General features: G+C 68.0%; 12 protein-coding genes. 4 read left to right on the plus strand and 8 right to left on the minus strand.

Annotated elements, in window-relative coordinates:
- Window position 1 precedes the first annotated feature (1 nt).
- Both ACLBYD_RS22440 and ACLBYD_RS22445 read right to left on the minus strand, forming a co-directional pair.
- Entirely contained in the window at window positions 2–289 is a 288-nt protein-coding gene (locus ACLBYD_RS22440) for a hypothetical protein (protein ID WP_447818188.1), read from the minus strand.
- Window positions 290–327: 38 nt separating this feature from the next.
- Window positions 328–1,074 (minus strand): TetR/AcrR family transcriptional regulator, encoded by a 747-nt coding sequence (locus tag ACLBYD_RS22445; protein ID WP_447818189.1) that lies wholly within the window; start codon window positions 1,072–1,074, stop codon window positions 328–330.
- A gap of 73 nt (window positions 1,075–1,147) precedes the next feature.
- On the opposite strand from ACLBYD_RS22445, the gene ACLBYD_RS22450 reads away from it, so the two are divergent.
- Window positions 1,148–1,537: a VOC family protein gene (locus ACLBYD_RS22450; protein ID WP_447818190.1), complete on the plus strand. Its 390-nt coding sequence runs from the start codon at window positions 1,148–1,150 to the stop codon at window positions 1,535–1,537.
- A 12-nt stretch (window positions 1,538–1,549) separates the two neighbouring features.
- On the opposite strand, the gene ACLBYD_RS22455 is transcribed toward ACLBYD_RS22450, so the two are convergent.
- Complete coding sequence (locus tag ACLBYD_RS22455) at window positions 1,550–1,987, minus strand: VOC family protein (RefSeq protein ID WP_447818191.1); 438 nt, start codon at window positions 1,985–1,987, stop codon at window positions 1,550–1,552.
- Window position 1,988: 1 nt separating this feature from the next.
- Window positions 1,989–2,561 (minus strand): DinB family protein, encoded by a 573-nt coding sequence (locus ACLBYD_RS22460; protein WP_447818192.1) that lies wholly within the window; start codon window positions 2,559–2,561, stop codon window positions 1,989–1,991.
- A gap of 61 nt (window positions 2,562–2,622) precedes the next feature.
- Here ACLBYD_RS22460 and ACLBYD_RS22465 point away from each other — a divergent pair, with 61 nt between their 5' ends.
- Both ACLBYD_RS22465 and ACLBYD_RS22470 read left to right on the plus strand, forming a co-directional pair.
- Entirely contained in the window at window positions 2,623–3,588 is a 966-nt protein-coding gene (locus tag ACLBYD_RS22465) for a helix-turn-helix transcriptional regulator (RefSeq protein WP_447818193.1), read from the plus strand.
- 40 nt (window positions 3,589–3,628) lie between these two features.
- The gene (locus ACLBYD_RS22470; RefSeq protein WP_447818194.1) at window positions 3,629–4,594 is read left to right on the plus strand and encodes an endonuclease/exonuclease/phosphatase family protein; all 966 of its coding nucleotides are present in this window, start codon (window positions 3,629–3,631) and stop codon (window positions 4,592–4,594) included.
- Window positions 4,595–4,604: 10 nt separating this feature from the next.
- Here ACLBYD_RS22470 and ACLBYD_RS22475 read toward each other — a convergent pair whose 3' ends face one another.
- The 4 genes from ACLBYD_RS22475 to ACLBYD_RS22490 all read right to left on the minus strand — a co-directional run bounded on the left by ACLBYD_RS22475 (window position 4,605) and on the right by ACLBYD_RS22490 (window position 9,247).
- Window positions 4,605–5,642, minus strand: a complete 1,038-nt coding sequence (locus tag ACLBYD_RS22475; protein ID WP_447818195.1) for an alpha/beta hydrolase — start codon at window positions 5,640–5,642, stop codon at window positions 4,605–4,607.
- 205 nt (window positions 5,643–5,847) lie between these two features.
- The gene (locus tag ACLBYD_RS22480; protein ID WP_060651569.1) at window positions 5,848–6,999 is read right to left on the minus strand and encodes a thiolase family protein; all 1,152 of its coding nucleotides are present in this window, start codon (window positions 6,997–6,999) and stop codon (window positions 5,848–5,850) included.
- 31 nt (window positions 7,000–7,030) lie between these two features.
- Window positions 7,031–7,450 carry a Zn-ribbon domain-containing OB-fold protein gene (locus tag ACLBYD_RS22485; RefSeq protein ID WP_447818196.1) on the minus strand — a complete coding sequence of 140 codons (420 nt, stop codon included), beginning with the start codon at window positions 7,448–7,450 and terminating at the stop codon, window positions 7,031–7,033.
- Between the two features lie 144 nt (window positions 7,451–7,594).
- On the minus strand, window positions 7,595–9,247 hold the full coding sequence (locus ACLBYD_RS22490; protein WP_447818197.1) for an MBL fold metallo-hydrolase: 1,653 nt from the start codon (window positions 9,245–9,247) through the stop codon (window positions 7,595–7,597).
- Between the two features lie 168 nt (window positions 9,248–9,415).
- Here ACLBYD_RS22490 and ACLBYD_RS22495 point away from each other — a divergent pair, with 168 nt between their 5' ends.
- Window positions 9,416–10,543: an NDMA-dependent alcohol dehydrogenase gene (locus ACLBYD_RS22495; protein WP_016691368.1), complete on the plus strand. Its 1,128-nt coding sequence runs from the start codon at window positions 9,416–9,418 to the stop codon at window positions 10,541–10,543.
- The last annotated feature ends 93 nt before the right edge of the window (window positions 10,544–10,636 follow it).

A 10,636-nucleotide genomic window follows, 5' to 3' on the forward strand; every position in this document is an offset into this window, starting at 1 on the left:
TCTACGAGGAACCGAACGGCTTGTCCCGGTTGCCGCCCGAACCGGTGGCGAAGGTCTCGACGATGTTGTGGACGAGGCAATCCGGCCGCAGCGGGGCGTACCGGCATCCTTCGTGGTACCACCAGTGCTCCCACTCGGCCAGTTCTTCGGGCGTCAGTTCCTCGGGAGCCTCCTCGGTGTCCGCGACGGGGGAGATGCCGGGCAGGAGGACGGTATCGGCGCTCGCCGTGGCCGGCACTGCGAGGGCGATTGCGGCACAACCGAGCACGCCCGCGGCGAATCGCTTCATGAAGACCTCGAATCTGTCGTACGGAACCTTCGGGGAAATCATTCCCCGGAGGGCCGCACCCCGCCATTCGAGACGAGCGGTTCGAGCCCGTCGAGGACGCGCTGCAGCCCGAACTCCCATGCGTGGTGCGGGCTGTAGGCGGCGTTCATCTCCGCTCCGGCCGCCGCCCCCACCCGCTGTGCGAGGGGATGGTCGTCGCCGAGATAGTGCGCGAGTCGCTCGTTCCATCGCGCCCAGGCCTCGCCCATGTCGGCGGCGTGCGGATCGGGGCGTCGGGCTCGGGCCGCACCCCGCACGAAGTCCGCGACGAACGTGAGCGCGGCGTCGCGATCGATGTCGCCGAGGGATGTTCCGTCGAAGGCGTGGAGTTCGTGGTCGTACTTCGCGATCGTGCCGGGGCCGAGCGCGGTGCGCTGATCGTCGACGTCCAGCAGCCACCAGTGTGCGACGTAGTGCTCGAGTTCGGCTTCGGCGACCTGCCGTACCCGATCCCGCCACGACGGGGACTCGTAGGGCGGCCGGGGTTGCCGGGCGTGGACCCGGTCGACCATGAGGACGAGGAGGTCGTCGCGCGACCCGACGTGGGTGTAGAGGGCCATGGCGGAGACACCCAGATCGGTCGCGAGGCGGCGGATCGTCACCGCGTCGAGGCCCTCCGCGTCGGCGAGGGTGACGGCCGCGTCCACCGCGGATGTGGTGGTGACCTTGGCTTTCGGCCCGCGGGAACCACTGGTCGGCGCATCGGGATGCTCGCGCCACAGCAGGTCGATCAGGTCGCGCGCCATAAATGCCTCCCGAAAACTCGTTCTCGGGAGTACTCTATACGTCGTACAAGGTTTCTGTCCCGGGGGAGGTCCTATGAAAATCAACTCCACAGCGCTGTCGCTCAACGTCGCCGACACTGCCGCATCGGCCGGTTCCGCGATCCGGCACTTCGGTTTCACCGAGGAGATGTCGGCGGACGGATTCGTCTCGTTGACTCACCCGGACGCAGGCTTCAACATCGTGTTCCTGCGTACCGGGCTGTCGACCTTCAAGCCGGAATCCGTCGCCGGCCCGGCCGGTCAGGGCATGCTCATCGCCTTCGTCGTCGACGACGTCGACACCGAGTTCGCGCGCATCGCGGAAGCCGGTGCGACGGTGGTGACCAAGCCGGAGACCGAGCCGTGGGGCGAGCGGTACTGCCAGTTCGCCGATCCCAACGGGATCATCTGGCAACTCGTCCACTGGGTCTCGGAACCGGCCTGACCACGCGAAGTCTCAGTCGAGGCAGAATTCGTTGCCCTCGGGGTCGGCCATCACGATGTGGCCGGCCCCGAACGGCGGCGCCGGGTCGTGACGCTCCAGGCGCGTGGCGCCGCGCGCGACGAGCCGTTCGGCCTCGGCTTGCAGGGCGGCCATGCGCTCGGCGCCGTCGAGTCCGGGCGCGGCACGCACGTCCAGATGCATCCGGTTCTTGGCCTGCTTGCCCTCGGGCACCTTCTGGAAGAACAGCCGGGGCCCTGCCTCGTCCGGGTCGACGATGCCCGACGCGTCGTTGCGTCGTTCGAGTGGCACCCCCATCGCGTCGAGCGCGTCGTCCCACGACACGAAATTGCCGGGCGGCTTCTGGAGTTCGTAGCCGAGGGCGTCCGCCCAGAAGTCCGCGAGGGCCGCGGGATCGGCGCAGTCGAACGTGATCTGGATGTCGCGGGCCATGTCAGCTCGCCTCCTGTCGGGCGCGGGTACGGGTGTGCAGGTAGAGGTCCCTCAGAAGACAGACCTCGGACAGATGATGGATGAGTTCGCGGTGGATGTGCAGGACCAACATGCCCATCGGGTACTCGGCGTACGGTCCTTCGGCTTCACCGCACGGCCGGGCGAGTCCGTCTTCCCCGAGGGACTCGACGCCCGCGATCCACGTGGCGAGTTCGGCATCGAGCTGGGCGAGGGCCTCGTCCGCGGTCGCTGCGTACTCGAACGACATGTAGTCGGTGGCTGTGCGTCCGAAATGGCTCGCGTTGCGCATCGCCAGCACGCCGACGATCACATGCCCGAGCCGCCACGCAATCGTCGTGAAGGGTGGCGGATCCGGTTCGGGGAACGCGAAATCGATGGTCATCGCCCCGGCGCCTCCCAGTAGGGGAGCGGTGCCCGTCCCGCGCGACCGAACACTCCAGCAGTCGGGTGCGGGCTCGAAGAAGTATTCGTCGTCGGTGAGGCCGTCGAGGCGGCGGCGAACCGGATAGTCGAGTTGCTGTCGCAGTAGGTGGTTCCAGTCGAGTTCTGTCATGGCTCCAGGTTGACGCATATTCCGGACAGGTTCGGTCCGTGATCCGTGCGACTATCGTCGTGTGACCGTCGAGTCGACCACCGAACGGGTTCTGAGGGTGCTTGCGCTGTTGCAGAGTCGCCCCTCGTGGACCGCTGACGAACTGGCTGCGGAACTCGGCGTGACCGATCGCTCGGTGCGCCGCGACGTCGATCGGCTGCGCGCCCTCGGCTATCCCGTCCGCGCGACCCCCGGTGTCGGCGGTGGTTATCAACTCGGTGCCGGCACGAGACTGCCGCCGCTGCTCCTGCACGACGACGAAGCGATCGCCACGGCGGTGTCGCTGCGACTGGCGTCGGGCAGCACCATCGCCGGTGCCGCCGAGGCGGCCCTGCGTGCACTGGCCAAGCTCGACCAGGTGATGCCGCCGCGTCTGCGCGAGGAGGTGCGGGCGATCTACGGCGCCACCGAAACCGTCGTCGGCGCGGGCACCGAGATCGACGCCGACACGCTGCTGGCGTTGGCCCGCGCGTGCCGCGACGCGACCCGTGTGCGGTTCCGGTACACAACCCGGCAGGAGGCGGACGACGAGCGCACCGTCGAACCGGTGCGGATGGTCGCTGCCGGACAGCGCTGGTACCTCATGGCATGGGACGTCGATCGCGACGACTGGCGCACCTTCCGGCTCGACCGGATGCGCGACGTGTCCCTCACGACCTGGCGGTTCCGGCCGCGGCAACATCCCGATCCGGTGTCGTACGTCCAGCGGTCCGTGACGGAGTCGCCCTACCGGTACATCGCGCGGATCCGCCTGCGGGCGGACGCCGACCAGGTGCGCGACATGGTGCCACCGCAGGTCGGGCGGGTCGAGGACGACGAGGACGGGTGGTGCGTACTCGTCGTCGGCGCGGACGACCCGGACTGGGTCGTGATGCACGTCGCGCGAATGGGTTTCGAGGCGGTCGTCCTCGAGCCACCCGAGCTGCGGGCGGCCGCGGACCGGCTCGCGATGCGCCTCGCCGCGATCGCCTCCCGCTCCGATCGGTGACGGGTCCTCGCGCACGCGACCTGCGGCATGGTTGTGTGGCGTGGTGACGGCGAAGTGGCTTCGGCTCGGATCGGACGTTCTCGGGTGGACGGCAACCGCGACAGGCGCGGTCGGTCTCGCGCTCCACTTCGGTACGTGGTCGGCTCAGCCCTTGGTGCTCGCAGCGTCCGGCGCGTCGTATCTGATGGCCGGTGCGGTGATCGGGTTGATCGTCTTCGCCGTCCGTCGACGCCCTCTCGGGGCCCTCGTTGCGGTTGCGGTTGCTGCGGCAGCGTTCTGGACCCAGGCGCCTCTCCACGTCGCGACGGCCGCGGCCGGTAACGGTCCCGACCTCACGGTGATGCACGCGAACATCCTGTTCGACGGGGGTGCCGATCCGGACGTCGTCGTGTCCCGGGTCCGGGACCGCGAGGTCGACCTGCTCACGGTGAACGAACTCACCTCTGCGGGGGTCGACGGACTCACCCGCGTCGGTCTCGACGAGCTGTTGCCCCATCGGTATCTCGTCCCCGGAGAGTTGGCTTCGGGAACGGGGATCTGGAGCCGATTTCCGCTGTCGGACACCGTCGAACACGACGGATTCGTCTTCCGCCAGCTCTCGGCGGTCGCGGACGTACCGGGAGCGGGACCGGTCGCGGTCCACGCGTTCCATCCGGTCCCACCGGTGTTCGACGCGCAGGACTGGGCTGCCGAACTGTCACGGTTGCAGGACATCCTCGATCGATCTCCGGCCGGCGTCCCCGCAGTCGTGGGCGGCGATTTCAACGCGACCTACGACCATGCGCAGTTCCGCGCGTTGCTCTCGGGGCGTTTCGCCGATGCCGCGGAGCAGGCGGGAGCGGGGACGGTGCGTACCTATCCCACCGACAAACCCGGCCCACTGCTGGTCGCGATCGATCACATCCTCGTCGGGAACGGGACGGCCGTCGCGTTCGAGTCCGACGACCTTCCCGGGGCGGATCACCGTTCGGTGGTCGCCCGGATCCGGTTGGACCCCGGCGAGTGACGCCTCGCAATCAGGCCTCAGCGCCCATCGACTCGGCGAGGATCGGCCACGCCTTGCGCAGGTCGTCCTCCCAGTAACCCCACGAATGCGTTCCGTCGGCATCGAGTTCGGCCGTGACCGGGATGTCGAGCGCTTGGAGCCGGTCCACCAGCTGGTGCGTGCAGGCATTCGTGGCGGCCTCGATCGCTCCGCCTGCGACGATCTGCGTGGCGAACGATTCACCCGCCGCGCGTTCCTGACCGGGGACGTCGTACGGGCCGGGCAGACCGTTGCGGCTCGACAGGTACAAGGCCTTGCCGCGCAAGCCTTCCGCGTTGAGGTAGACGTCGTGCTCGGCCCAGCGCGGACCGTCGGCCGGACCCCACATGTTCTCGACGTCGCCCTTGCCGCGGCGCTCGACGACGAGCCTCACGTACAGCTGGCCGACCGGATCGCTGGTGCGCACGCATCCGCTGAGGGATGCGACGCCGGAGTACAGCTCGCCGCTCTGGATCGCGAGGTCCAGCGCGGAGCCGGCGCTCATGGACATCCCGATGATCGACTGCTTGCCGTCGGTGTCGAGCAGTTCGTCGACGACGGGCGGCAATTCCTCGAGGAGGAAGGTCTGCCACTGGTTGCGACCGAGGACCGGGTCGTCGAGATCCCAGTCGGTGAAGTAGCTGAAGTTGCCGGTGGCGGGGATGATGACGTTGACGTTCTTGTCCGAGAAGAACTCGGCGATGTCGCTGCTCTCCATCCACCCGGTGCCGTCGATCACGCCGACACCCGCGCCGCCGAGGGCGTAGACGACCGGCCGGGGCTCGCTCGGATCGGCCGGACGCAGGACGTCCAGGGGGATCACGGTATGCATGGCCGGGGAGTAGACGCGGACCGTCCAGTGCTGGTCGGTCACCTCGTCGACGCCCTCGACGTAGGCGGTGGCGGGCTCGGCGTCGGGTTGCTCGGGATCGGCGTGCGCGGTGGCGGTGCCGAACGCGAGCGCCGAGAGGCCTGCGAGACCGACCGCAAGGCTACGGAAGCCACGACGGGACACGACGGATCGACGCACGGATGAACTCCTCGACTCGAATTGATGCTGATGAGTCGTTCCCCCACACTCGACCCGCTGAGCTGGACAGTACCTTCCTCCGGTTGCGAAAAGTGCCCCGGGGTGCTGTGATTCCGGACTCGCGATGGCGCCGAGACGAGTTCGGCCACNCCACCGCACTCGGGATCTCTTGCGGTGGCCGAACTTTCAGACGATTACGTGGTACTCAGAGTGACAGGATCGACGCTGCGGCGGTGCCGGGTGCGCCGTAGACCTGGGCGAGGCCCACCTTCGGTTCGCCCGGAACCTGCCGCTCGCCGGCCTGACCGCGCAGCTGCAGCACCAGTTCGTGGACCTGGCGGATACCGGAGGCGCCGATGGGTTCACCGTTGGCGATGAGACCACCGTCGGTGTTCACCGGGAGGGATCCGCCGATCTCGGTGGCTCCCTCGGCGATCAGCTTCTCCTGGTCGCCGTCGGCGCACAGGCCGGTCTCGGCCATGTGGATCACTTCCGCGCCGGCGTCGGTGTCCTGGAGCTGGGCGACATCGACGTCCTCGGGGCCGATGCCGGCGGCCTCGTAGGCGGCCTTGGCTGCGTAGACGGTGGGGGAGACGTCCTCCTCGACCGACGCCCATGTCGCATGGACCTCGTACGCGCCGTAGGTGCGCGTGCGAATCGCGGTGGAGCGCAGGTAGACCGGCTTGTTCGTGGTGTACTTCGACACCAGATCGCCGCGGCACATGATCACCGCTGCGGCACCCTCGTCCGGCGCGCAGAACATCTTCGCCGTGAGCGGGTAGTTGAGCATAGGCGACGACAGGATTTCGTCGATGCTGAACTCCGTGCGGCGGAAGGCCTTCGGGTTGAGGCCGCCGTTGCGGTAGTTCTTCGCCGCGACCCGTGCGAGCGTCTCGTGCGAGATGTTGTGGTCGATGGCGTAGCGGTTCGCCTTCATGCCGAAGAACTTGGTGGTGACGAACTGTCCGTTCTCGGCGTACCAGGCGGGCAGACCGAGCATGGCGGGATCGGCGGTGAAGGCGCCGCGGGGGTGCTTGTCGGTGCCGACCGCGATGCCGATGTCGTACTTGCCGGAACGGATTCCGTCGGCGGTCTGCTCGATCGCGCTGGCGGACGTCGCGCACGCGTTGAACACGTTGGTGAAGGGAATGCCGGTCAGGCCGACGAGGCGGGTGACGGCGTCGGTGTTGTCGACCTCGTAGCTGCCGCCGATGCCGAACTGGATGTCCTTCCAGGCGACACCCGAGTCCTCGAGCGCGAGCTGGATTGCGTCTGCGGCCATTTCGATGGCCGACTTGGCGCCGAATCTACCGAACGGGTGAAGGCCCACCCCGATGATGGCAACGTCGTTCATGATGTCGGGAACTCCTCGATGGGATGTGTGCGGATCAGATGGGCGCGAAGGCCCACGTGACGATGTCGGTGCCCTCTTCGTCGGTGTAAAAGGGGACGAAGGAGAGCTCGAGTTCCATGCCCGGGCGCAGCTTCTCGGGGTCGGTCTCCGTGAGGCGGGCCTCGACGCGGACCACGTCACCGAGCTGGACGAGGCCGAACGCGAAGGGCGTGAAGGTCGCCGCCGTCTCGTTGCCCGCGTAGGGCTGCTTCGGCACGAAGCCCTGCGTGGTCCATGCCACGAGAGTGCCGCGACGCGGCAGCAGCAGTTCCGAGATGTTCGCCCCGCTGCACCGGGGGCAGCGCGGCTGGGTGGGCCACGTGGTCGCGGAGCAGTCGTCGCAGCGGCTGCCGATGAGCTGCGGGTTCTCTGCCGGCCACGTGGATACGTCGGGCGCGAGCGCCTTCGTCGTCATGGTTCGTCCTCCGTTGTCCGATGCCGATGCGGCGGCCCTCGCCGCGGTCGAACATGAGGATCACGTTAGACGGAAATGCCATTCTCTACAATGAGAGGATGGATATCGCGCGAGGCGATTCTCGCGGGAGGTCGAACGAGCGGCTCAGAAACGGCGCCTCCGGCGGGGCGGAGGCTTGCGTCGACCCGGCCTCGAGTGGCGCCGGTGCTCCTCAGGGGTCTGGGCACCCGTGCGGTATTCGTCGAGCACCTTCCGCATCGCAGCGATCGCGCGCTCCCGGGTGCGCGGGTCGTCGATCTCGAGCAGCTGGTCGCGCAGACCGGTGGCGAACTCGGCGTACTCGTTCTGCCAGTCGCGGCCGACGTGCACCGGCGCCGGGGGTGCGACGGTCGCGCCGTACTCGGCCGGGCTACCTGCCACGAGCCGGTACCGCGCACCGATCTCCGGAACGACCACGTTCAGGTCCGCATCGAGTCCGTGCAGCGACGCCGCGAAGGCAGCGAGCGCATCGGGCTCGCCGTGGTCGAGGAAGACCGTGCCGGAGATCGGCGCGCGGTGCCCGACCCAACGCACCAGCTCGCCGCGGTCGGCATGTGCGGAGTAGCTGTCGATCCGCCGGATCTGCGCCCGGACGTCGATGTCCTCACCCGAGATCCGGACCTTCGACGCACCCTCGAGGATCACCCTGCCGAGCGTGCCCTGCGCCTGGTAGCCGACGAAGAGCACCGTCGAGTCGAGGCGGGCGAGGTTGTTCCGCAGGTGGTGCCGAACCCGTCCCGCCTCGCACATCCCGGAGGCCGCGATGATGATCGCGCGTCGGTAGGTGTCGATCCGTATCGACTCCTCGGCCTCGGCGGTGTACCGGATGCCCGGGTGGCGGAAGACGTTCCGGTCGTCGAGGTCCTCGAGTTCTCCGGCATGTGCGGCGAAGACGTCGGTGGCGCGGATCGCGAGCGGGGAGTCGACGAAGACCGGCACCCCCGGAATCCGCTCGTCGTCGAGCAGGTATCCGATGTCGAGCAACAACTCCTGGGTGCGTTCGAGAGCGAACGACGGAAGAATCAGGTTGCCACCGCGCTCCAGTGCCTCGTTCACCTCCCGGGCGAGGAGGTCGCGGCGCTCGGCGATCGTGAGCCGAGGGCGTGAGCGGTCACCGTAGGTGGATTCGCAGACGACGTAGTCGAGTCCGGTCGGACCTTCCGGATCGGCATGGAATGCCTTCTGTTCGGGGCCGAGATCGCCCGAGAACACCGTGCGCACACCGCCGGCCTCGATCTCCGCCGATGCCGATCCCAGGATGTGTCCGGCATTCCACAGGCGGACCCGGAAACCGGGTGCCGGCTCGAACCACTCCTCGAGTGGAACCGGCCGAGCGCGCGAGGCGGCGAGTCGGGCGTCCTCCTCGGTGTAGATCGGGTGGAACTTCGCCCGGTGCGTGCGGTCGCGCCGCCGATTGCGGCGCTGGGCCTCGAACTCCTGGATCCGCGCCGAGTCGGCGAGCATGAACGAGAGCAGCTCGGCCGTCGGGGCGGTGCAGAATATGCGTCCCTCGAAGCTACGCGCGACGAGCTTGGGGAGCAGCCCGCAGTGGTCGATGTGGGCGTGGGTGAGGATCACCGCGTCGATCGACTCCGGGGCGAACGCGAACTCCGCGACGTTGAGCTTCTCGAGGCTGCGCGAACCCTGGAACATCCCGCAGTCGACCAGGATGCGGGCGTCGCCGAGTTCGATCATCGCGCACGAGCCGGTGACGGTTCTCGCCGCGCCGTGGAAGGTGAGTTCCGGATTGTCGGGCACGGCATCTCCTCGGACGGTCGGGCGGTGGGGACCCGCGGTGCTCGGGTCCCACGGTATCCGCGGTCGCATGTCGACCGGACCGGGACGAGGGCTAGAACCTGTTCCAATTCTGTGCGATTGTGTCTATCGTCACGTGCACAACCGGCAATGCGATGGAGGGCGAGCCAGATGAAGACCAAGGGTGCAGTGCTGTGGGGCATCGACGAACCGTGGTCGGTCGAGGAGATCGAACTCGGTGATCCCGTCGCGGGCGAAGTGCAGATCCGCATGGAAGCCGCCGGCATGTGCCATTCCGACCACCACATCGTCACGGGCGCAACCCCGATGCCGTCCTTCCCCGCCATGGGCGGTCACGAGGGCTCGGGCGTGATCACCAAGGTCGGTGAGGGAGTGGTGGGCCTCGAGGTGGGCGACCACGTCGTGCTGTCCTTCATCCCCGCGTGCGGACGGTGTCCGTCCTGTGCCTCGGGGCACTCGAACCTGTGCGACCTCGGCGCCGGACTGCTCAGCGGCCAGGCGATCTCCGACGGCACCTACCGCATCCAGGCGCGCGGCCAGAACGTGATCGCGATGTGCCTGCTCGGCACCTTCTCGCCGTACATGACGGTCAACCAGAGCCAGGTCGTCAAGATCGACAAGGACGTGCCGTTCGAGCTCGCCGCGCTGGTCGGCTGCGGCGTGCCCACCGGCTGGGGTTCGGCGACGAACATCGCCGAGGTCAAGGCCGGCGACTCGGTCGCCATCATCGGCGTCGGCGGCGTCGGCATGAGCGCCCTGCAGGGCGCCGTGGCCTCCGGTGCGCGCCACGTCTTCGCGATCGACCCGGAACCGTTCAAGCGCGAGCAGGCGCTCAAGTTCGGTGCCACGCACACCTACGCCTCCATCGAGGAGGCCATCGTGCCGATCATGGAGATCACGTGGGGCCGCATGTGCCACTCGACGATCATCACCGTCGGCGAGATGAAGGGTGAGCTGGTCGATCCCGCCCTGACGCTCACGGCCAAGGGCGGACGGTGCGTCGTCACAGCGATGGGCTACATGTCCGACATGGACGTCAAGCTGAACTCGTTCCTGTTCTCGATGCTGCAGAAGGACCTCAAGGGCAACATCTTCGGTGGGTGCAACGCCCGCGTCGACATCCCGAATCTGCTCGACCTGTACAAGTCCGGTCAGCTGAACCTGGCCGACATGGTCACGCGTACCTACACCCTCGAACAGATCAACGACGGATACCGGGACATGCTCGAGGGCAGGAACATCCGCGGCGTCATCCGCTACACCGAAGCCGACTGGTGACCGGTACCGACCGGTGACCCCGCGCCGCCGGGCCGTCTCGTAGGCTGATCGCGTGCACAGCCTCGATCTGCTCAGCGACTGGCCCGTCGACCG

The sequence above is a fragment of the Rhodococcus sp. C26F genome (genome assembly GCF_053345925.1).

Excerpts from the sequence above, each read along its gene's own strand:
- ACLBYD_RS22450 (WP_447818190.1), top strand. The coding sequence starts at position 1,148 with ATGAAAATCAACTCCACAGCGCTGTCGCTCAACGTCGCCGACACTGCC.
- ACLBYD_RS22485 (WP_447818196.1), bottom strand. The coding sequence starts at position 7,450 with ATGACGACGAAGGCGCTCGCGCCCGACGTATCCACGTGGCCGGCAGAG.
- ACLBYD_RS22495 (WP_016691368.1), top strand. The coding sequence starts at position 9,416 with ATGAAGACCAAGGGTGCAGTGCTGTGGGGCATCGACGAACCGTGGTCG.
- ACLBYD_RS22445 (WP_447818189.1), bottom strand. The coding sequence starts at position 1,074 with ATGGCGCGCGACCTGATCGACCTGCTGTGGCGCGAGCATCCCGATGCG.
- ACLBYD_RS22455 (WP_447818191.1), bottom strand. The coding sequence starts at position 1,987 with ATGGCCCGCGACATCCAGATCACGTTCGACTGCGCCGATCCCGCGGCC.
- ACLBYD_RS22460 (WP_447818192.1), bottom strand. The coding sequence starts at position 2,561 with ATGACAGAACTCGACTGGAACCACCTACTGCGACAGCAACTCGACTAT.
- ACLBYD_RS22440 (WP_447818188.1), bottom strand. The coding sequence starts at position 289 with ATGAAGCGATTCGCCGCGGGCGTGCTCGGTTGTGCCGCAATCGCCCTC.